The 22,042-nt window shown below is 48.8% G+C and carries 20 protein-coding genes; 12 read left to right on the top strand and 8 right to left on the bottom strand.

Translation table 11 applies throughout. The features are described from left to right. Positions 1-68: 68 nt before the first annotated feature. The 5 genes from J2X05_RS16875 to J2X05_RS16855 all read right to left on the bottom strand — a co-directional run bounded on the left by J2X05_RS16875 (position 69) and on the right by J2X05_RS16855 (position 3,788). Positions 69-359, bottom strand: coding sequence for a hypothetical protein (locus J2X05_RS16875; protein ID WP_310074673.1), 291 nt, complete (start codon positions 357-359; stop codon positions 69-71). Between the two features lie 232 nt (positions 360-591). Next, the gene (locus J2X05_RS16870) at positions 592-1,794 is read right to left on the bottom strand and encodes an alginate export family protein (RefSeq protein WP_310074670.1); all 1,203 of its coding nucleotides are present in this window, start codon (positions 1,792-1,794) and stop codon (positions 592-594) included. Positions 1,795-1,811: 17 nt separating this feature from the next. After that, positions 1,812-2,450, bottom strand: coding sequence for a leucine-rich repeat domain-containing protein (locus J2X05_RS16865; RefSeq protein ID WP_310074668.1), 639 nt, complete (start codon positions 2,448-2,450; stop codon positions 1,812-1,814). A gap of 34 nt (positions 2,451-2,484) precedes the next feature. After that, positions 2,485-3,237 (bottom strand): anti-sigma factor, encoded by a 753-nt coding sequence (locus J2X05_RS16860; RefSeq protein WP_310074666.1) that lies wholly within the window; start codon positions 3,235-3,237, stop codon positions 2,485-2,487. Next, on the bottom strand, positions 3,219-3,788 hold the full coding sequence (locus J2X05_RS16855; RefSeq protein ID WP_310074663.1) for an RNA polymerase sigma factor: 570 nt from the start codon (positions 3,786-3,788) through the stop codon (positions 3,219-3,221). The genes J2X05_RS16860 and J2X05_RS16855 overlap by 19 nt, the downstream gene beginning before the upstream one ends. A 279-nt stretch (positions 3,789-4,067) precedes the next feature. On the opposite strand from J2X05_RS16855, the gene J2X05_RS16850 reads away from it, so the two are divergent. Both J2X05_RS16850 and J2X05_RS16845 read left to right on the top strand, forming a co-directional pair. Further along, a complete protein-coding gene (locus J2X05_RS16850; RefSeq protein ID WP_310074662.1) occupies positions 4,068-5,261 on the top strand; it encodes a family 16 glycosylhydrolase in 1,194 nt (397 codons plus the stop codon). A 43-nt stretch (positions 5,262-5,304) separates the two neighbouring features. Beyond that, positions 5,305-6,492: a family 16 glycosylhydrolase gene (locus tag J2X05_RS16845; protein ID WP_310074660.1), complete on the top strand. Its 1,188-nt coding sequence runs from the start codon at positions 5,305-5,307 to the stop codon at positions 6,490-6,492. Between the two features lie 87 nt (positions 6,493-6,579). Here J2X05_RS16845 and J2X05_RS16840 read toward each other — a convergent pair whose 3' ends face one another. From J2X05_RS16840 to J2X05_RS16830, 3 genes are all read right to left on the bottom strand, one after another. Then, positions 6,580-7,725, bottom strand: a complete 1,146-nt coding sequence (locus J2X05_RS16840; protein WP_310074657.1) for a helix-turn-helix domain-containing protein — start codon at positions 7,723-7,725, stop codon at positions 6,580-6,582. 50 nt (positions 7,726-7,775) lie between these two features. Next, positions 7,776-9,116 carry a hypothetical protein gene (locus J2X05_RS16835; protein ID WP_310074654.1) on the bottom strand — a complete coding sequence of 447 codons (1,341 nt, stop codon included), beginning with the start codon at positions 9,114-9,116 and terminating at the stop codon, positions 7,776-7,778. A gap of 82 nt (positions 9,117-9,198) precedes the next feature. Then, positions 9,199-9,528: a DMT family transporter gene (locus tag J2X05_RS16830; protein WP_310074652.1), complete on the bottom strand. Its 330-nt coding sequence runs from the start codon at positions 9,526-9,528 to the stop codon at positions 9,199-9,201. 284 nt (positions 9,529-9,812) lie between these two features. Between J2X05_RS16830 and J2X05_RS16825 the strand changes: the two genes are divergently transcribed. From J2X05_RS16825 to J2X05_RS16780, 10 genes are all read left to right on the top strand, one after another. Continuing rightward, positions 9,813-11,183 carry a family 16 glycosylhydrolase gene (locus J2X05_RS16825; RefSeq protein ID WP_310074650.1) on the top strand — a complete coding sequence of 457 codons (1,371 nt, stop codon included), beginning with the start codon at positions 9,813-9,815 and terminating at the stop codon, positions 11,181-11,183. Positions 11,184-11,374: 191 nt separating this feature from the next. Further along, entirely contained in the window at positions 11,375-11,710 is a 336-nt protein-coding gene (locus J2X05_RS16820) for a metalloregulator ArsR/SmtB family transcription factor (RefSeq protein WP_310074648.1), read from the top strand. A 40-nt stretch (positions 11,711-11,750) separates the two neighbouring features. Beyond that, a complete protein-coding gene (locus J2X05_RS16815) occupies positions 11,751-12,758 on the top strand; it encodes an ArsJ-associated glyceraldehyde-3-phosphate dehydrogenase (RefSeq protein ID WP_310074646.1) in 1,008 nt (335 codons plus the stop codon). A gap of 91 nt (positions 12,759-12,849) precedes the next feature. Next, positions 12,850-14,073, top strand: a complete 1,224-nt coding sequence (arsJ, locus tag J2X05_RS16810) for an organoarsenical effux MFS transporter ArsJ (RefSeq protein WP_310074644.1) — start codon at positions 12,850-12,852, stop codon at positions 14,071-14,073. 41 nt (positions 14,074-14,114) lie between these two features. Then, complete coding sequence (locus J2X05_RS16805; protein ID WP_310074643.1) at positions 14,115-14,570, top strand: potassium channel family protein; 456 nt, start codon at positions 14,115-14,117, stop codon at positions 14,568-14,570. Positions 14,571-14,589: 19 nt separating this feature from the next. Beyond that, entirely contained in the window at positions 14,590-15,864 is a 1,275-nt protein-coding gene (locus tag J2X05_RS16800; protein WP_310074641.1) for a hypothetical protein, read from the top strand. Positions 15,865-15,929: 65 nt separating this feature from the next. Continuing rightward, positions 15,930-16,301, top strand: coding sequence for a hypothetical protein (locus J2X05_RS16795; RefSeq protein WP_310074639.1), 372 nt, complete (start codon positions 15,930-15,932; stop codon positions 16,299-16,301). 80 nt (positions 16,302-16,381) lie between these two features. Beyond that, positions 16,382-17,629: a TolC family protein gene (locus tag J2X05_RS16790; RefSeq protein ID WP_310074637.1), complete on the top strand. Its 1,248-nt coding sequence runs from the start codon at positions 16,382-16,384 to the stop codon at positions 17,627-17,629. Then, positions 17,626-18,864 (top strand): efflux RND transporter periplasmic adaptor subunit, encoded by a 1,239-nt coding sequence (locus J2X05_RS16785; protein WP_310074635.1) that lies wholly within the window; start codon positions 17,626-17,628, stop codon positions 18,862-18,864. The genes J2X05_RS16790 and J2X05_RS16785 overlap by 4 nt, the downstream gene beginning before the upstream one ends. Before the next feature lie 11 nt (positions 18,865-18,875). Next, positions 18,876-21,962, top strand: coding sequence for an efflux RND transporter permease subunit (locus J2X05_RS16780; RefSeq protein ID WP_310074634.1), 3,087 nt, complete (start codon positions 18,876-18,878; stop codon positions 21,960-21,962). Positions 21,963-22,042: the final 80 nt, after the last annotated feature.

The raw sequence follows: 22,042 nt of genomic DNA, 5'->3' as shown, positions 1-22,042 counted from the left end.
AAAACTTGTGTGTATACTCGTTCGCAAGCTCCGCTTGCAAACGAGTATACGGGGAGAGCAGTGCAAAATTATCTATATTCGGGTTTGCGTCTGTTGCAATGGAAATGCCTGCGCTCCAATTCAACATTAACATGCCGGGCGAGCCCAAGATGTTGGGCAAACGTTATTACACCAAATCCAGCAAGACGCAACAACCGCACGATTATCCCTACAAATCCCACCGCGGTTAACAAGACTCCAACAATCATCACAATAAACGCCGTGAGCATTTGGTGTAGCGCTTCATGTTGACCGGACCTTAAAGGTTCGTCACTAAACCGGCTAAAAATTCGTTTAATTTCCAGATTATCCTTATCCATGATCCATCCTCGCAATTAAGAAAATGAAACCCGCAACTGCCTGCGAAATTCTCCATCCCGGGAGAAGCCCTATTAAGCTCAAGATCAATTTACGCCTGTAACAAGGGTTGCGTCTGTGAGAAATTACCAGCCATTTGTGTAGGATTTTTCCCCTTCAGTTACAGGAAAATGAATCTACACGACACTCAGGCTGGTTGGGTATGAAAGGACAATTGGAAATAGTAAACAGGAATTACAAATTAAACGAATAATCCAGATATACCTTGCGCACCGAACCTGAATTCCCTTCTGGTTCAAAATTGGCGAGGCGCAATGAGATGCTGTGTTTGCGCGCAGGTTTGTACACAAAATCCAGATCAAACTCGCGGCCGATATTAGTGCCGTCCAGATCATCTTTAAAAAAATGATAGGAAGTTTCTACGCGCAGCGGTGATGCGCGCCATAATAGTCCCAGCGAAAAATTGCGTAGGCCGCTATTGGGGGTATTGCCGATTTCATCGGCCCAGCCTTCAAAATCGTGATTGGAACCTAGTGGCGTTACAAATGCCGCGCCATCGTTTGCGCCGAGAATTTCATAGCGGGTACTGAGCTCCCAGGTGCTTATACCAAAACCGAGATCAACCAGATAATAAGGCAAGCTTTCCGCATTGAGTTCAAAACGATTTTGTTGTGCAGCTTCAAGTTGTACGCGATATTTTACAACGCTGGCTTTGTAGTTGAGTGTGTAGCTAGCACCAAACGTATTATTGGATACACTCGGCATATCGCGATTATCAATGCGATATCCATAGCCGACAACACGGGTGTAGTCCCATTCATTCCACTCAAGCCGCGCGAGATGGGAATTCTGTTTGTGGTCGCCGAGAAATGCAGCGGGACGCCATGCATTTTCATAATCGTGCTCGCGCCCCGAATTATTTTCATCCGCATCATCGCCATAAATGCGGTTGGCATTAGCGATATAGCTGTAAGTGACATTGGAATTGCTGGCGAGCTTGAATTTAGCGAGCACTGCATCAAAGGTCTGTTCGTTTTGCCAAAAACCATTGCCGCCGATAAAACGCTGGTTGTCAAAGTTAATGCGCTGCCGACCGAGATGGATATTGGCAGCATCCAGATTGAGCGACAAAAAAGCTTGATTGATTTCGGCGCCCTGAGGATCGGGAATTAATGGTTCATCATTAAATCGCTCGCCATCGCTGTGATCATCTTTTAAGGCTGTTCCGATTGCATCGACTTCCAATGTCGAACTTAATAATTCACTCCAGGCAGACTCAACATTCGCGCGCAACAATAATGATGCTGCCTGACCAGAGTTGTCGGCATTCACACGGGCATAGCGTGCGCGGCTGCCCCAATCAAATTCATGTTCGCCGAGCGCAAGTGTGCATGGCGATAATGTGAGCGCTGTTAAACCCGCTGCTAATAATTTCACCTGTTTCCAATCCTTTCTTATTGCCAGTCTTCGGCATTGCCGTCATGTAAAAAAGTCACGCCTTTGAGTTTGTCCATTTCTTCATAGAGTGGATCAGGCATGGGGTTTTGGCGCGCATCCATATAGGTCATGGCGGGCAAGTGGTAAATATCCACATGCTCCATCACATTATTGAACATATAGATTTTTTCCAGCGCGGGTAGATCCTTGTAAGTGAACTGCACAATCTGGTTGTCGTTGATTTTGAGCAGTTTAAGTTTGGGTAACCCGGACAAATCCAGCACCGTCATTTTATTGCCAAAAATATACAGTTCTTCCAGTGCCGGTAATTCACTGAAATTAACCTGGGTAATTTTATTTTTGGCGAGGTTGATATGGCGGAGGTTCGGTAATTTTCCGATGCTCGCTTCAGTGAGCTGGTTATTGTAGAGCGATAATTTTTGCAGCTGCTGGAATTGCTCAATACCGGCAAGCGAGGTGATATTTTTTGAGTGGCATTCAACCGCGGTGATATCGGCAAGGCTCTGCCAATTTTTTTTCGCTGCTAATTCCTGCACGCATTGTTTGAAATTGGCATCTTGCAAAGGAATCTCCAGCGCTTGGGTAACAGCGCTGGCGAGCAACAACAGTAAACCGCAACAGAGTTTTTTCGTCATGGCATAGGTTCGCAGGTGAGATAGATGCGGCGCATTATATGGCCTTCTTCACCTGCGCGAGGAGAACGCAAACACCTTTTGCCAAGACGACGTCACTGGGTTCATCTAACGGCGAGCCGCCTACGTCTTCCTCCGTAAGGATCAGATGGGAGGAATCTTTAATCAGCCGCCACTGTGGGACTGTGAGTGGCAATTGCTGGATATCGGTTTGCGCGAATACACCGAGCGGCCGGATTTGGCCATCGCGTTTGGAAACCGCCCAGAGCTGCAGGTTTTTATCATCTGCAATCTCCACTGCCTCCCATTTCAACCAAAGCTGCGCGCCACCAGTGGCGGTGAGTACCGTCAATTGTGGCGCACCTGAGTCATCGGTCAGTACGGCTACATAATCGGCATTGGGTTGTTGCAGTGGGTCGCGCGCCATCAGCAGCCAGATACATACAGCGAGCATCACTGTCGCAAACGCGGAGATACTGGGCCAGAGCCAGGCAAATCTGGATGGCCGCGTATCAGCCGGGCGCGTTTGCTGTTGTAGACGCGCCTCAATACCGCGCCAGACTTCCGGGTCGGGTTTGATGCCTTGTTGTTCATCGCTAAGGCTCATGAGCTGCTCTTCCCAGAAGCTGACCTCTGCCTGCAGAGCCGTATCGCTGCGCAGGCGCTGTTCACATTGCTCGCGTTCCGCACCGCGCAGTACACCGGTGACATAGTCGAACGCGAGGCTTTTGTCGTCTAAAGGTGGCTCTGGTGTTTGGCTCCCAGACGCACTTATTTGCTTTCTAGGCATAGTCTCAACCTTTCAGCGCCGCGATGCAGCCAGGATTTAACGGTGTTGGTATTGGTGGCAAATTGCTGCGCGATCTCTTCGCGCGAGTAGCCATATAAATAGGCTAGCTCGATACTGCGTTTAATGTTGTCGCCCAGCGTGGTCAGGCACTGGTGCAAATGAAATCTGAGCTGGCTGGCGCCGACACTGTGCTCGGGCTCATCGCCACCGGGCATATCTTCTATCCCATCATGATGGGCGACAAATTTAGCGCTAATCCGCTGCTCTGATGCGAGCCGATCCAGCGCCCGGTAGCGCGCAATGCTGGCCATCCAGGTCAGGGGCTTGGCGAGGTGCGGCCGGTAACTGGCCGCGTTATTCCAAATCTGCAAAAACGCCTCCTGCAATACCTCGTTGCTCAGCTCTTTGGATTTCAGGATGCGCCAGGCGATCGCATTCAAGTAGGGGCTCACCCGCTCAAACAGCGTTTTGAGCGCGGCCTGGTCGCGCAGCGCGCAACGGGCGATGAGGTTGATCAGCTCATCGTCCTGATTTTCAGTCGGGGCAGTCATCTCGGGATTCGTTCCTTATTCGGGGTGTTTGATCCCATCTACGGTTCAACGGCCAAAAAGTTGCAGGTGTCATATCAAACTTTAGGTGCCACTTCAGGTTTTCTGCGCGCCATTTTAGGTTTAGTGCGCACCACTTCAGGTTTTCTGCTCAAACTGGTGCGACCAAGTTTGGCAATTTGGGGAGTATAAGCTCGTGGCAGGCCGCAGTCGCCACGGTCTACTACAGACAAAAGCGTTTTTAATAATTGCCTCTAATAATTAATGATAAAGGTATTCGCTATGTTCAAACTCAATCGCTATACCGGCGTGCTCTTTGCGTTCGCCACCCTGATCGGTTTCACTGCTACCAGCCCTGCCGCCGCCAAACCTTATAAAGCTGCGGAAATCTACTCGAAGCAAACCTACAAATACGGTCGCTATGAAATGCGTATGCGTGTCGCCAAGGGCAGCGGGGTGTTGTCCACTTTCTTCACTTACAAAAATGGCTCCGAGCAACCGGGCGTATTTTGGGAGGAGATCGATATCGAGATCTTCGGTAAGAACAATGCCACCCAATGGCAGAGCAATGTGATTATCGGCACCAACCGCCCCACCACCAAAACCGAAGGCGTACATACCACTCCCTTCTCCATGGGCGACGGCTACCACACCTATGTGCTGGAATGGACGCCTAATTACATCGCCTGGTATGTAGATGGCACCCAAACTCGGCGCATTACTGGCGGACAATTTGTCACCAGCCTGACTAGTCCGCAAGACCTGCGCTTTAACCTTTGGGCAGCAAATATCGCTGAGTGGGTTGGCCCTTGGAATGACAGCATCCTGCCGGTGTACCAATTCGTAAACTATATTGAATACAAACCTTATGTGGCGGCGACCAACAGTTTCGGCACCGGTTGGCGCGATGACTTCAACAGTTTTGACACCAACCGCTGGAACAAAGCCAACTGGACCTTCGGTGAAAACCTCGCCGATTTCGATCCAAATAACGTGGTAGTGAAAAACGGCACGCTGGTTCTCGCACTGACACGCGAAGGCCAGACCGGTTATACCGGCACTCCTCCAGTCGATGGCGGCACGAGTGGTGGTGGCAGTAGCAGCAGTGCGCCCGCGACCTCTATCACCATCCAGGCAGAAAGTTTTAATGAAGTGGGCGGCAGCGTCACCGTCTCTGGTGGCACCGTGGGTTATATCGATGCGGGTGAATGGTTCAAATACAACAATGTGAATATTCCGCAAACCGGCACTTACAAAGTGGAATACCGTGTGGCCTCAGCGCTCACAACAGCGCAATTTACCTTGGATCGCAACGGCGTAGGTTTGGGCACCATAAGTGTACCCAACACCGGCGGCTGGGGTACCTACCAGACGATCAGCCACAATATTTACCTGAACGCCGGTGTACAAAGTTTGGCGATTTACGCCAACAGCGGTGGCTTTAATATTGATTGGATCAAGTTAACTAAAATTTAAAATATTCGTCACTACTGCGAACGTAGAAGCCCGGCGGGTTGTTGTGAATCCCGCGTTCGCGGGGATGACGACTGAGATGTTTCAGCCTTTGGGGGTTGCGGGTACCTTGCCTGCACTCCCGTTTTTATTTTTCTCGTCTATTTATTTTTACTACTTTTTAAAACTGTTTTTTGTCACTGAGGTAAAAGTTATGCGTCGTTTGTTGTGTGTATTCACTGCGATCACTTTGGGATTGGTTGCCCAGGTTGTTAATGCCAAAGCCTACAAAGGCGCGGAAATTTATTCCAGCGACAGCTATTTATATGGCCGCTATGAAATACGCATGCGCGTGGCCAATGCCAGCGGTGTGTTGTCGACTTTCTTTACTTACAAAAATGGTTCGGAAGTGGGCAATACCTTTTGGGAAGAAATTGATATTGAAGTATTTGGGAAAGAAAATGCGACCAAGTGGCAGAGCAATATTATTCTCGGCAGCTCGCGCCCGACCATTCACACCGAACAAGTTCATACTGCCCCGGCGTCGCTCGCGGATGCTTACCACACTTATGTCGTTGAGTGGACGCCAGATTACGTCGCCTGGTTTGTGGATGGCGTAGAAGCGCGTCGCATTACCGGCACCAGCACTGTAACCAGTCTCACAAATCCACAATCATTGCGATTTAATATTTGGTCATCTGAATCAGTGCCTTGGGTGGGCGCATGGGATGATGCAGTATTACCAGTTTATCAATTTGTAAATTACATCGACTACAAAGCTTACAATGCAACTACCAAAACATTTGAGGGTGGCTGGCGCGATGATTTCAACAATTTTGATAGCGCTCGCTGGGGCAAAGCCAATTGGAGTTTTGATACCAACCGCGTGGATTTTGCACCGGAGAACGTAGTAGTAAAGGATGGCATTCTGGTTCTCGCATTAACCAAAGAAAACGCCACCGGCTTTAGTGGTACACCACCAGCGGATGCGCCTGTAAGTAGTTCAAGCGCGAGTTCCGTTGCGGTTTCAAGTTCAGCGGCAAGCTCGATAGCCGCTTCAAGTGCTGCGCCCAGTTCAATCGCCGCGAGCAGCATTGCAGCGAGTGTAGCGGCGAGTTCTACTGCAGTAGCAATGTCATCAGTAGCAACTTCCAAAGCAACTAGCGGGGGTGGTTCGGGTGGTGGCGGTGCGGTGAATTTATTATGGTTAGTATTACTAGGTGGATTGGCACTCGTAGGTCGCAACAATAAATAAACATCTGGACTCCTGCGTTCAGGAGTGACGAAACATTTGCCATTCAACTGTATTTTTTGTCATACCCGCGAACGCGGGTATCCATATTTATTCGGCAGCGGATGTTTGTTTTCTAAACTCCGCCGCTGACATCCCGGTATAGCGTTTAAAAAACCGGTGAAATGACGACTTACTGTTAAACCCGGACTCCAGCAAAATATCCAGGATCGTCATCTCTGCATATTGCGGATCAACCAGCATCTGCTTGGCGCGATTCACGCGATACTCATTCACAAATTCAAAAAAATTCGTATTGAATTCTTTATTGATGATGCTGGATACCTCGCGAAAATGAATGCCCACCTGCCGCGCAAAGTCTTCAATATTCAAATTCTGTTTCAAATACAGCTGTTGCTTCTCCATGGTATTGCGAATGCGCGCAATGGCATCGGGCGATATTTCTGCCGGCGCAACTACTTCTTTTTCTTTGAGCTTTTCTTTGGTTTCCAGTAATTGATGTGCATACAACAAACTGTACACAAAGAGTGCGTTCACCAACACAAAGGTAATGTAGTTGTCGAAAATGCCAAAACTATCGGCGATAGAAAAACTCACTGTCTGCCCGAGCAAATGCACGACGAGCGACCAGAACCAATTGAGTGCAAAACCCAATGTCAGTAGTAGCAACCAATAGGGACCTTGCAAACTCAAACTGGAATAAAATTGTTTTAGCTGCTGTTTGTAGCGATAAATTTCCAGCGCTGCCGCAAAGGCATACACCACCGGTAAAATTTTCAGGTAATGCCATAAGTAATTCGTAAGTTGAATGGAATATTCTGTGTGACTAGCAGACTGAAAGCGCAAACGGTCGCTATCCAAACCACCCCATAGCACCCATCCGACAACCGTGAATAAATTCAATAAATGCAGCGCATCTTTTGCACGCAACGAAAAGTTCGCCCGCGTAATCGCCACCACATACAAATACAGACACACACTTTTACCGACAACCGCCGTCACCAATCCCAGTGACAGCACCATTTTCGCCACTTCGCTGTGCAAGCCAATATAGTCGTTCCACAACAACAAATTACACAGCGCACTGGCACCCACGCACACAAAAAATCCCGACAATAACTGCGAGGCAATCGCTTTTTGTTTGGATAACAGCCACTGGAAAATCACCAGCAGCACGCAGACTGCCAGGGTGAGTACGAGGATAAGGTCGTGGATATTGAAGATGGGGGTTTTCATGGTTGCACTTCAAGTTGTTGTTATAGTGTTTATAGTAAACCAGTTCAGACTTAATAATAGTAAGTCTGTTGCGCACGTGCATCGTTACCAAGACCGAAAACGGTTACCGATTGCTGTTCCTGATTTAACGCGAATGGCTTAGTTTTGTAAGGGCTAACATGACGAACAGCCTCTGGGGAAGTTGGCTTCATTTGTTCAATAATTAACAATAGCCCGCGTCGAAATGCTTCCAGATCTTTGGTGCGCACTACATACTCGGTATACATAGTGGGCGGAGCCACCTCACTGAGAATCTGCCCTACAACATTATAAGGGTGGCGAAAATAGTGGGTTGCCGTTTTTTCTGGATAAGCCTTTTGTTTATACAATTCCAGTGTTGCTTCAAAGTTGGTTAATGGAACATCGAGCTCCAACACAATTGAATTCAGTGATTCAGCCCGCTTATTTAAGGTATCTTGCTTTTGATACGCAAATGCAAGCAGCAGCCTGCCAGTAAAATTATCAATACCAGATCCATCCAGCGGGTAGACCAAACTTTCAGAAAGAAACCATTCCCCTATCAAACAACGCCGCATAGACAATTCTTCATCAGTAAAGGGAATTATTAACGCAGCAGGTATTGCAGCTGGTCGAATACTATTGTCCAACTTTAATAGGAAAAAATTAGTCCATAAAAAGTTATTTTTAATTGCAGCGACTGCGATCATTTTTCCAATTAATGTATCTGTATTTTTTAGTACAGATCGCCAAAATCGAAGATCGTCATCAAGTAGCCCAGCAATATTCTTGCTCTCATCAGGGTGCATAATGGCTAACGCACTAATAAATGCGAGCCGTTGAACTTTCATAACCTCACCATAGCTTGGTAATGGCAAGCGTATATCTGTTTTCATCAATTCCAACCAAGCCTTATGTGCAATCAACTGCCGATAGCGATCAAGAATCCAAGTATCATTTTTCGACCACTGAATGATTGAGTAACGCTGTTTTTCAATATTATTAATGCAAGTCGCTGTTATTTGACTGCAAAGATCCATAAGTTGTACGATTTCCTTTGGTAATTGTTTTTGGAAATCATTATACGCTTGAGGAAAACGTATAGATTCTTCAGTGGCTGGAAGTATTGCTTCTTTAGTCCATTGAACGCGCTCCTCCCCAACAAATTTTGGGTCTGCATCTTTTGCCACATCAAAGCCAAGAAAATAAAGATAACCATTATCGGCTGAATCAACTGGTTTTCTATTATCCCAGGATTGTTGGAATTCAATTACCGTTGCAGAAGGTGGCTTGTCTCTCAAGTTGATAAGCAGTACACCTAAAACATATACAAGTAGTAATGCAAGGACACATAAAAACAGTTTTCCCAATATGTTTAGCAATTTGCCCAGCATTGTAAGTCCTTATAAATAGTTGTTATTTAAGGTGTAGAGGTAAGGAGAATTAATGCCCTATCACCTGTTGAATTTTTTCGGGTTAATGGGCAGTCGGTGCCGACAACAACTTCAACCCGATAATCCCCGCAATAATCAGCACAAAACACAACAGTCGCAAAATGCTCGCATCTTCATTCAATGCAATGATGCCGTAAGCCGCTGTGCCGACCGCACCTACACCAACCCAAATCGCGTAGGCAGTTCCTATCGGTAAAGTGCGTACCGACAGGGATAACAAATACATACTGGCAGCGATAAATAGCAAGCAAAACAGGCTCGGCCAGAGCTTGGTAAAACCGTCCGTTTTTGGCATAGCAGCTGCGTAAAAAATCTCACACAAACCCGCGGCCAACAAATAAATCCAGCCCATTAATTCCCCCTCGAAAACATGTCAGGCGTCCCACTTCAAGAAACCGGGGTGGGACTTATATCCGAAACAGAGCACTTATTACCTAAATCGCAAATTGGCAGGATTTCTATAGTAAATAAGTTTAATTTGGCGCCAAAATAATGAAAATTGCGCCTATTTATTACCCAAAAGCGTGCCTATGATTGTTTTACGCGCTTTGTGATACCCGCCCCACCTCACAAAAGCGAAACAGGATGTGAACAAAAAGTCTAATAAAGCTCTACATTCCCATGAGGATAACAACTATGCGTCACGCTTTTTCACTGCTTATAAAACAATCCAAACTTCCGCTACTCAGCTCAGCCTTGCTAGGGCTGTGTGCATTGCCGTCGCAAGCGGTCGTATTCCAAGCGGAAGATTACAGTAGCTACTACGACACGTCTGCAGGTAACTCAGGCGGTAAATATCGCTCCGATAACGTCGATATTGAAAACACAAACGATACTACCGGCGGTATTTATAACGTTGGTTGGATAGAGCCAAATGAGTGGCTCGCTTACTCCAATCTGGTGATTCCCACTACTGGCAGCTACACCATCAAGATGCGCGTTGTGAGCCCCGCAGGTGCAACCGCAGCGGTCGACTTGAACGGCGGCAGCATCCCCTTGGGTGACATGGTTATTCCAGCCGCAGGTAACTGGACCAATTGGACCACTGTCACCAAAACAGTAAATCTCAATGCAGGCACCTACAGCCTGGGTGTTTTTTCCAAATCAACGGGGTGGAATTTTAATTGGATTGAAGTGGTGGCCAACAGCGCGCCACCTTCAAACTTACCTACCGCTTACCCAGGCTACACCGGAGTTTATTCTGGCTATACACTGAAGTTGGATGAACGTTTTAACAGTCTGAACACGGCCATTTGGGCCAAAGGTGATGGCGCTGTTGGTGGCGAATCCATCTGCCGCTTCCAACCCCAAGGTGTGCAAGTCGTTAACGGGAATCTGGAATTGGTCATCCGCAATCAATATGTGGCGGGTAGCTATTCTTATGACCACAAAGCTGAAAAAGGTGCTTACAACTATTCCTGTGGCGAATTGCGCACTGTTCCATCCAAACGAATCAAATATGGCCGCATTGAAACACGTATGAAGGCGCCAGCGAGAAATGTTGCTACTGGCTACATCTCTTCGCTCTTCACCTACAAACACGAGGGCTCGCCCAGAGAGTGGGAAGAGATTGATGTTGAATTGGAAGGTGGTCGTCCCGATAAATTCCAAGCCAACTTAATTTACGGTGTGAACGTTGTCGATTGGAATGGCACTCGTCAGTGGGGTGCATGGGAACATAAAATCGACATAGCACCTGCTGACCAATGGCGAGTCTATGCCATTGAATGGACGCCTTCTGCAATTAAATGGTATGTGGATGGTGTGTTGCTGAAAACCCTGGATCAAAACTGGATTGACTGTAATCCATCCTGTGTAGCGCCCCAAGTGTCTTACACGCCGATCCCGGACAATTTGACTGAATTGATGATGAATTTCTGGATCCCGAACGACGGCATTCAAAACGTTTTCGGTGGAAACAAATACGGCAACGTTTATCCAATGGTAACGCAATACGACTGGATTAGAATTTATCAGTTGAACACCCATCCGCTAACCAACTGGTAGCATTCACGTTTGGTAAAAACTGCACCTAAAAACCACCAGCGATGGTGGTTTTTTTATGGCCCACGGTTTATTTGCCGCCTCCCACACATGTCTTTTTGCTCAATAAAAGACTTGCCCACTCTCTGAACAATACATACACTTATCCATATATATGTAATTTCATATGTAGACGTCTGGAGACTAGTCGCGTTATGAATCCCGCTGAATTTAGCAAAGCTATAGCTGACCCCACCCGCGCGCGCATCGCGCTGCTGGTCACACGCGAAAAAGAGCTATGCGTATGCGAACTCACCTGCGCGCTCGATGAAATCCAACCCAAAATTTCCCGCCATTTGGCGCTGCTGCGTGAATCCGGTTTACTGGCAGATCGCCGCAAAGGGCAGTGGGTGTATTACCGTTTGCACCCGGAATTACCCGTGTGGGTGACTAAAACCCTGAAGACAATGCTTGATGCCAATCAGGATTGGCTGGAGGAAAATCACCAGCGTTTGTGTGCGATGGAAGCTCGGCCCAATCGTTGTTGTTAAACAATTAATATCAAATAATTTTTTTTTTGCGAGAAAGAACATGAAAAAAATCAAAATCGGTATCAATGGCTTTGGCCGCATTGGTCGCCTGGCTTTGCGCGCGAGCTGGCACTGGCCGGAATTTGAATTTGTACAAATTAATGATCCAGCAGGTGATGCAGCCACTTTTGCACATTTGCTTAAATTCGATTCCGTACAAGGCCAATGGGCGCCAGACACGAGCGCGGTTGAAAATGTAATTTATATTGATGGTAAATCAATTGCATTTAGTCGCAACAAAACAATTGCAGAAACCGATTGGAGCGGTTGCGATCTGGTGATTGAAGCCAGCGGCAAAATGCGCGAGGTAAACTTGTTGCAGGCCTATTTGGATCAAGGCGTAAAACGTGTCGTGGTAAGCGCACCGGTAAAAGAACCGGGTGTATTAAATGTCGTGATGGGTGTTAATCAGCATCTATTTGATCCAGCGACGCATCGCATAGTGACCGCTGCGTCTTGCACCACTAATTGTTTGGCTCCCGTGGTAAAAGTGATTCATGAACAGCTCGGGATTAAACACGGCGCCATTACCACCATTCACGATTTAACCAATACCCAATCAATACTCGATCAACCACATAAAGATTTGCGCCGCGCCCGCGCATCCCATTCCAATTTAATTCCCACCAGCACCGGTTCTGCTACTGCAATCGCGGAAATATTTCCCGAACTGCGCGGCAAATTAAATGGGCATGCGGTGCGCGTGCCATTGGCCACAGGTTCACTCACCGATTGCGTATTTGAAGTGGAGCGCACCACCACAGTTGATGAAGTAAATGCACTGTTAAAAACCGCGAGCGAAACTTACCTGAAAGATATTCTTGGCTATGAGACTCGTCCGTTAGTCTCCAGTGATTTTTGTGGCAATCCGCTTTCATCCATTGTCGATGCGCTTTCCACTATGGTGGTGAACGGCAGCTTGGTAAAAATTTATGCCTGGTATGACAATGAATGGGGTTATGCAAATCGCACGGTGGAGTTGGCGAAATTGGTTGGTTTGGAAAATTAACTTTATCGTTTGCAATGAGATTGCGTGTTGGGCATCGCTGCGCTCAGCCTACGCGGCCCGGCCCAACCTACGGAGCACCTTGTGAGCTAGCATGAATCAATCATCGGCAATAAAACAATACGCAATCGTCACCGGAAATTATTGGGCGTTTACCCTAACTGACGGCGCGCTGCGTATGCTGGTGGTGTTGCACTTTCACCAACTCGGTTACAGCCCGTTGCAAATTGCAGCGCTGTTTTTGTTTTATGAAATTTCCGGAATAGTCACTAATTTATTCGGTGGTTATCTGGGTGCGCGGATTGGTTTGAATCGCACAATGAATATCGGCTTGGGGTTGCAGGTTATTGCGCTGGCAATGCTCACTGTACCCACACATTGGCTCAGCGTGCCGTTAGTGATGGGCGCGCAGGCGCTATCAGGTGTCGCCAAAGATTTAAATAAAATGAGCGCCAAGAGTGCGATTAAATTATTGGTACCGGGTGACCAGCAGGGAAGATTATTTAAATGGATTGCGTTGCTAACGGGTTCTAAAAACGCTTTAAAAGGTGTGGGATTTTTTCTCGGCGGTGCGCTACTTGCACTTTTGAGCTTTAAAGGCGCAGTATTAGCGATGGCTGCGGCGCTAGCCTTGGTATGGATTGCCAGCGTGATCTTACTAAAACAGGATTTAGGTAAAGCCAAAAACAAACCGAAATTCAATGAGTTATTTTCCAAAAGTCGTGCGATTAATATTTTATCGGCTGCGCGGCTATTTTTATTCGGCGCGCGCGATGTCTGGTTTGTGGTAGCACTGCCGGTTTTTTTAAGCAGTCAGTTAGGTTGGAATTTTTGGTGGGTAGGTGGCTTTCTCGCCAGCTGGGTAATTGGTTACGGTATCGTGCAATCTTTTGCCCCCAAGATTATTGGCACCTTCTCTTCTAGTAAATCGGAAGCAGCTCCGGGCGGTAGCGCAGCGCTCGCTTGGGCAATAGTGCTAACCTTGGTTACAGCGCTTATGGCATTCGCATTTTCAACACCTTTACCTGTAGCAAAGGTATTAATCATCGGGCTGCTAGTTTTTGGTGTGGTATTTGCGATTAACTCATCGCTGCACAGCTATCTGATTGTTAGCTATGCTAAAGATGACGGTGTTTCACTTGATGTTGGCTTTTATTATATGGCCAACGCCATGGGGCGATTAGTTGGCACGTTATTATCAGGTTATGTCTATCAAACCGGTGGCATGATTGCGTGCCTTTGGATAACTACCGGATTTTTAGCCATCGTCTGTGTGATCTCGCTGTTGCTACCAAAAACACATTCGCGTGCTTCATAGGCGACATTCTATTTTCATTTTCGCAGGCAATCGACCCAACCATGTTGTTATCCATATTATCGATCCTGTTTTTAGTCACTACCGCCGTGCTTATTCATTTTGAAGCATTGAATTTATTAACGGGTACAATTTCTAAAATCAAAGCCTCGCCCCGCTTGAGTATTTTAATCGGTATATTGGGTTGTCTTTGTGCGCATCTGTTGGAAGTTACACTGTTTGCTGGTGGTTTTTATTTTTTAATTCAACAGGAATCGCTTGGTAGTTTATTGGGCGGCGATATTCAGGGCCACGGCTTATTTGGTACACCCAGCACCGGTTTTATAGATAGCCTTTATTTTTCTCTTACCTGTTATACCTCGCTCGGTTTTGGTGACCTGGCGCCCACCGGATGGCTGCGTTTTTTGGCCGGCATTGAAGCCCTGACGGGCTTGTTACTGATTGCCTGGACTGCGTCCTTTATGTATTTGGAAATGCAGAAACACTGGAAAGTAAAATAATAGAGGAAGGTAAAATAAAGTGAACGATAAAAAGGTTTGCAAGACAAATTGCGACTCCGCCGCTGATCTATTAAATCGTGCCTGCTTTTGCAAAACCCTGAATCGCGCTGAACTGCTGGTGAGTTTGCAGGCGCAGGCATTGCCAGCTGAAGTATTGCAGCACCTTGAACAATTATTTTCCCACACGGCAGTATTTATCTCCCCTACACAATGGCAGCAACTGCAGCGGCTGGTGCATGCAATAACGCGCGTTACTGCCTTGAGTGCTTATCAACAAGCGGCATTAGCCAAGGCTCCCGCCATCGCTCAACATGCATCAACTGTCTCCGGCGTATTTATGGGCTTTGATTTTCATTTGAATGAAAGCGGGCCGCAGGTTATTGAAATCAATACTAACGCTGGTGGTGGTTTTTTAAATGCGATATTACTCAGTGCACAAACTGCTTGTTGCAATGCAGCGGGAACTTTTCCACAGCTTCTGCAGCCGCAAGTTGAGTCTGAATTTGTAGCCATGTTTAAACGCGAATGGCAGTTGGCGCGTGGTGATCAAACGCTGCGCTGCATTGCACTGGTAGACGAAAATCCCAGCGCTCAATTTCTCTATCCGGAATTTTTATTGGCGCAAAGTGTATTTGAGCGCGCGGGAATTAAAACCCTGATTGTCGATCCGCGCGAACTCAGCTTGGTTGATGGCAAGTTGTTTTATCAACAACAAATGATTGATCTGGTTTACAACCGTCTCACAGATTTTTCTCTTACACAGCCGGGCAACGCCGTGTTGCGGTCTGCTTATGAAAACAATGCCATAGTGCTTACCCCCAACCCGCGTCACCACGCACTTTATGCCGACAAACGCAATTTGGTTTTGCTCAGTGATGAAACAAATCTCAGGGAGTTCGGCACAAGTGGTGACGATATCAAAACCCTGCTCGCCGGAATTCCCCGCACCCAATTAGTCAGTGCCGATAATGCCGAACATTTATGGCAGGAGCGCAAACACTTATTTTTTAAACCTGCGACTGGCTATGGCAGCAAAGCGGCCTATCGCGGCGACAAAATTACCAAACGCGTATGGGATGAAATCCTGCAGGGTGATTATGTCGCCCAACAACAAATTCCACCGAGCGAACGCGGTATTTTGGTGGATGAACAAGAGATCGCTTTAAAGATGGATATTCGCGCTTACGTATATGCCGGTGAAATTCAATTATTGGCCGCACGTTTGTATCAAGGCCAGACGACGAATTTCCGTACGCAAGGTGGAGGCTTTGCGCCGGTGTTTGTGGCGGAGTAGTTATTTTTTAAGCAGACCGTTATGCTTGCATCAATTTCATCCCAAACCTAAACTAAAAAACGGCCATGCCCAAACTCTCCCCCCATTATGCCTTTCTGGCACTAGCCTTCTGGTTGCTTAGCAACTGGGCGGGAGCACATGGGCATTTTTGTTTTGATGGGCAGGAGCCGCGGGTGTCGGTGCATATGCATTTGGATGGCCATGAGGTGCATGATCATCACCCGGATGAAGTGCATCAGGATGCTGATATTGAGTTGACCCAGTCAGCACTGGCGAAGCTGAGCAAAATTGATTTGGGATTGGTATTGCTGGCTGCGTTAGCGCTGGTGTTATTGATCCTGCCTACACCCGTTTATACCAGCGCTTATCGCTCGTTTTATCCCCGCGTTTTCCTCTATTGGCGACCTTTACTGCGCGCACCGCCCGTTCCTGTCTGAGTGTTTGATCGTATTGGGAGCGTGTGACTGCGCCCTGATAAAACCTCTGTGCCCTTTGGGCACATTTGACAGGATCTACCATGAACAAATTTTCGTTTGCGCTGCCTTTGTTGGTCAGTGCTTTGGCATGCACCGCAGTGGCGGACGGCATTAGCCTGCAAGATGCACTCAGCGCCAGCTTGCAACACAACCCACAATTGGCGGGCTATCAATTCCGCCGCGCAGCTCTAACCGGTGAACAGACTACCGCCGCATTGCGACCGGAGATGCGCCTGCATTCTGAATTGGAAAATGTCGCCGGTTCGGGTGATTTTTCCGGTGCAGATGGCGCCGAGCTGACGCTCTCGTTTGCTTCGGTAATCGAGTTGGGCGACCAGCGCGATGCACGCCTCGGTGTCGTCACTGCACGCCAACAGCAATTGGCGACCGAGCAGCGGGTGGCGGTATTGGATCTGGTCGCGGCGGTGAATTACCGTTTTATCGCCCTGATTGCGGCGCAAGAGCAAGAGCAAGTGCAAAAGCAGGCGCAGCAACTTGCCCAGTCATTAGTGACCAGCTTAAGCAAACGTGTCCAAGCCGGTCGTGCACCACAGGAGGAGTTGTTGCGCGCCCGTGCCGCGCAAGCCAAAGCGGCGCTGGATGTCGATCGAGCCCGCCAGCGAATGCAGCTGGAAGCACTAAAACTCAGCGCTTACTGGGCGGATAGCACGCCGGATTTTACCCGCGCCGAGGGTGATTTGTTTGCGCTTACTAACGCAGAACCCCTTGTCGATTGGCAAACTCGCCTCGCACAAAATCCGGATTTGCTCTTGCTCGCCGACGAAACCCGTCTGCGCTCCGCGGAGTTGCGCAAAGCGGAAGCCGAAGGGCAAATGACCTTGGGATGGAGTGCCGGCGTGCGCCAGTTGCAGATGAGTGAGGATACCGCGCTGGTCGCGGGCATCAATATTCCACTCGCCAGCGGCAAACGCGCGAGCGGCGCGATCAGTAAAGCGCGCGCCGAGCAAGATGCCGCCACATTCGCAGCCGATAGCTCTAAAGTTCAGCTGGAAGCCCGCTTAAACCAAACTTACAGCGCCCATACCCAAGCGCTTGCCGAGCTGCACAGCTTGCGCGACCAAATCCTGCCGCTGCTACAAGACGCCAACCGCGCTACCGCCGCCGCTTTCGACCAGGGGCGCTATAGCTCACTCGAACTGGCACTCGCCCAACGCGAATTGCTTGAAGCCCGCGCCGCCTTGATCGACGCCGCCTTGCGCGCCCATGAAACCCGCATTGAACTGGAGCGGCTCACCGCATCAGCCCCTGAAACGGAGATTGCCCAATGAATTCTTTTATCAAAACCCTGTTATTAATTGCGAGCCTCGGCCTGTCAGCAAACCTATTGGCATCGGGCGATCATGACCACGGCCACGATGAACATGACGAACACCACGAAGAGGAGCCGCAAAAGGGTGTCCATAACGGCCGCTTGCTGGAAGACGGTGACTTTGTGGTCGAGCTGGCGATTTATGAAAAAGACGTACCGCCCGAATACCGCGCCTGGGCGAGTGTGGATGGCAAATCCCTGAAACCCGGCGACTGGAAATTGGAAGTGCAGCTCTCTCGCTTGGGCGGTGACGTGAACAGCTTTGCGTTCGAACCCGAGCAGGATTTTTTGCGTGGGCAGGGCGTGGTAGAAGAACCGCATTCATTTGATGTAAAGGTGATCGCCACCTACCAGAACAAGCAGCATCAATGGACTTATCCATCATACGAAGGGCGCATCACTATGGAGGCTGATGTCGCTGCCGCCTCGGGTTTAACTACCGCGATTGCCGGTGAAGGTGTGCTGCAAGAGCGTATCAAACTCTACGGTACTATCGTTGCCGACCCGCTGCGCGTGAGTCACATTCAAGCGCGTTACCCCGGTTTGATCCGCTCGGTAAAACCCACCATTGGCGCGCGCGTAAAAGCGGGCGATGTATTGGCGACAGTTGAATCCAACGAGAGTCTGCGCGAATACCCACTGCTGGCGCCGATTGATGGGGTGGTCGTCGAACGCCATTCCAACCCCGGCGAATTTACCGCAGATCGCGTACTGTTTACCTTGCTCGATGAACGCGTATTAGAGCTGCATTTGCAGGCGTTCCCGACCGATGCCAGCAAAATCAAAACCGGCCAAGCTATCACCATCTATGCCAATGGTCAGCAAGCACAGACCAAAACGGAATACATCACCCCGCGCCATGGCGAAACTCCTACGCTGGAAGTCCATGCACCAGTCGATAACAGCGCCGGTAATTGGGTGCCCAACCAAGCGGTGGAAGGCTGGGTTGATATCGCCCAAACTCCAGTGCCGCTTATGGTCGATAACCGCGCCCTGCAATCCTTCCGCGATTGGCAGGTGGTGTTTATCCAGATCGGCGACACCTATGAAATCCGCCCGCTCGAACTAGGCCGCACCGACGGTCAATTCACTGAAGTGCTCAGCGGTTTAAACGCGGGCGATAGCTACGTGGTGGAAAACTCCTTTTTGCTCAAGGCTGATCTGGAGAAATCCGGCGCCTCTCACGATCACTAAGGGGCGGCATCATGATTGAATCGATTTTACGCGCGGCCATCACGCGCCGCTGGCTGGTGCTCGCCGCTGTGCTCGCACTGATTATCCTCGGCCTGTGGAATTACCAGCGGCTGCCAATTGATGCAGTGCCCGACATCACCAATGTGCAGGTACAAATCAATACCGAAGCATCCGGTTACTCGCCGCTGGAAACCGAACAGCGCATCACCTATCCGGTAGAAACCGCGCTCGCCGGTTTGCCCAAACTCGCTTACACCCGCTCAATTTCGCGCTACGGTTTATCGCAAGTCACCGTGGTATTTGATGAAGGCACGGATATTTATTTTGCGCGCAATTTAATTAATGAGCGCCTCGGCCAAATTAAAAGTGCACTGCCCGACGAGATAGAACCGGTGATGGGTCCTATCGCCACCGGTCTCGGCGAAATTTTTATGTATACGGTCGAAGCAAGCGATCCTGCGCAATTTGATGCAATGGCATTGCGTGAATTGCAGGATTGGGTAATCCGCCCGCAATTAATGCAAGTCAAAGGCGTGGTAGAAATAAACGCGATTGGCGGCTACACGCGGCAATATCACATCACCCCCGAGCCAACGAAATTGATGCAGTTTGGGCTGACCATGGAGGACCTGGCCGTCGCACTGAAAAACAATAACGACAATCGCGGCGCCGGTTATCTGGAACGCAGCGGCCAACAATTATTGGTACGCACACCAGGGCAATTAACCAGCATTGCGGATATCGAAAATTTAATTGTGAGCAACCCCAAAAGCGTCGCGGTGCGCATTGGTGATCTCGCGCAAGTGGCGATCGGCAAAGAATTGCGCACCGGTGCGGCAACACAAAACGGGCGTGAAACGGTGCTCGGCACTGCGCTAATGTTAAAAGGTGAAAACTCACGCACTGTTGCACGTACGCTGGCGATTAAATTGGAAGAGATTAATCGCTCATTGCCGGAAGGTGTTCGTGCAGTCGCGGTTTATGACCGCACACAACTGGTCGATAAAACCATCAGCACCGTGCAAAAAAATCTGCTCGAAGGCGCGCTCTTGGTAATCGCCGTTTTATTTTTATTGCTCGGCAATATGCGCGCTGCATTAATTACGGCGGCGGTAATTCCCATCACCATGTTGATGACGATTACCGGTATGGTGGAAGCCGGTGTGTCTGCCAACCTGATGAGTTTGGGCGCGTTGGATTTTGGTTTAATTGTGGACGGCGCCGTGATTATTGTAGAGAACTGCATTCGCCGGTTGGGCGAAGCACAACGAAACGGCAACCTTGAATTAAAAGAGCGTTTGCAACTCACCTATGAAGCCACCAGCGAAGTGATTCGCCCGAGCTTATTTGGTGTGGGCATTATTACGCTGGTGTACTTACCGATTTTTACGCTCACCGGTGTGGAGGGGAAAATGTTTCACCCTATGGCGATCACTGTAGTGATTGCCTTAACCGCCGCGTTAATTCTGTCACTCACTTTTGTGCCAGCTGCAATTGCATTAATCATGAACGGCAAAATCGCCGAACATGAAAACCGTTTTATGCAAGCGGCAAAAAAACTCTATCAACCACTATTGCTGGGCGCCTTTAGACAACGCAGCCTGGTATTGGGTGGTTCTGTTGTGTTGGTGATATTCAGCATCTGGCTTTCCACGCGTTTGGGTTCGGAATTTATTCCGCAACTGGATGAAGGTGATATCGCCCTGCATGCACTGCGCATTCCCGGTACCGGTTTGGATCAAGCCGTGGGTATGCAAACCTTGCTCGAAGCGCGCATCAAACAATTTCCGGAAGTGGATAAAGTCTTTGCCAAGATCGGCACCGCCGATATCGCCACTGACCCCATGCCACCTTCGGTTGCCGATAACTATGTGATTTTTAAACCGCGCAGTGAATGGCCTAACCCGAGTCGCGAAAAATCAGATTTGGTGGAAGCGATTGAAACTGCCGTGCGCGAATTGCCCGGCAATAATTACGAATTCACGCAGCCGATCCAGATGCGTTTTAACGAACTCATTTCCGGTGTGCGTTCGGATTTAGGTATCAAAGTGATTGGCGATGATTTGGAGCAACTGCAAACATCTGCAGCGGAAATTTTGGAAGTGCTGGAAAAAATTCCCGGCGCAGCCGATGCACGCATGGAACAGGTGACTGGCTTACCCGTATTAACTGTCACACCAAAACGCGACCAACTTGCCGCCTATGGTTTAACAGTTAATGAATTACAAGATTTTGTTGCGACCGCAATTGCTGGTGAAAGCGCAGGATTAATTTACGAAGGTGACCGCCGTTTTGAATTGGTTGTGCGCCTACCGGAAAATTTGCGCAATGATTTATCCGTATTGGAACGCTTGCCAGTACCCATCAAAACCGAACCGGGATTTGTACAGCTCAATGAAATCGCCAGTATTGAACTCGCTCCGGCACCGAACCAGGTCAGCCGCGAAAACGGCAAACGTTTAGTCATCGTCACCGCCAATGTGCGCGGCCGCGATTTGGGTTCTTTTGTCAGCGAAGTGCAAACGCGTATCGCAAGCGACGTAAAATTACCAGTAGGTTATTGGCTGGATTACGGCGGTACTTTCGAACAACTCGAATCCGCAAGCAAACGTTTAGCGATTGTTGTACCACTCACATTGTTAATGGTGATCGCACTATTGGTGATGGCCTTTGGTTCGATCAAAGACGCACTGATTATTTTCACCGGCGTCCCACTCGCACTCACCGGCGGCGTACTCGCACTCTGGCTGCGCGATATGCCCATGTCCATGTCCGCCGGTGTCGGCTTTATTGCACTGTCCGGCATAGCAGTCTTAAATGGTTTGGTAATGCTCGCATTTATCCGCCAGCTTTATCTTGAACATGGCGATTTAATGAGTGCGATAATTCAAGGCGCGCTAACACGTTTACGTCCCGTATTAATGACCGCATTAGTTGCCAGTTTGGGCTTTGTGCCTATGGCATTTAACGTGGGAATTGGTGCGGAAGTGCAGCGGCCATTGGCAACTGTGGTGATTGGTGGAATTATTTCATCGACGTTGCTAACGTTGTTGGTATTGCCGGTACTGTATGGTTTAGTGCACGGTAAGAAAAAATAAATGAATAGGAGTTGGGGCGCGCGTTTCGCTTTCTGAGCTGGTGAGCTCCAACTCCATATTCACAACACTGCCCCAGATGT

It is taken from the genome of Cellvibrio fibrivorans, assembly GCF_031457055.1.
Taxonomy (GTDB): Bacteria; Pseudomonadota; Gammaproteobacteria; order Pseudomonadales; family Cellvibrionaceae; genus Cellvibrio; species Cellvibrio fibrivorans.
Note: the sequence above shows the minus strand (reverse complement) of the source record. Positions and strands in the feature narration are given on the sequence as shown.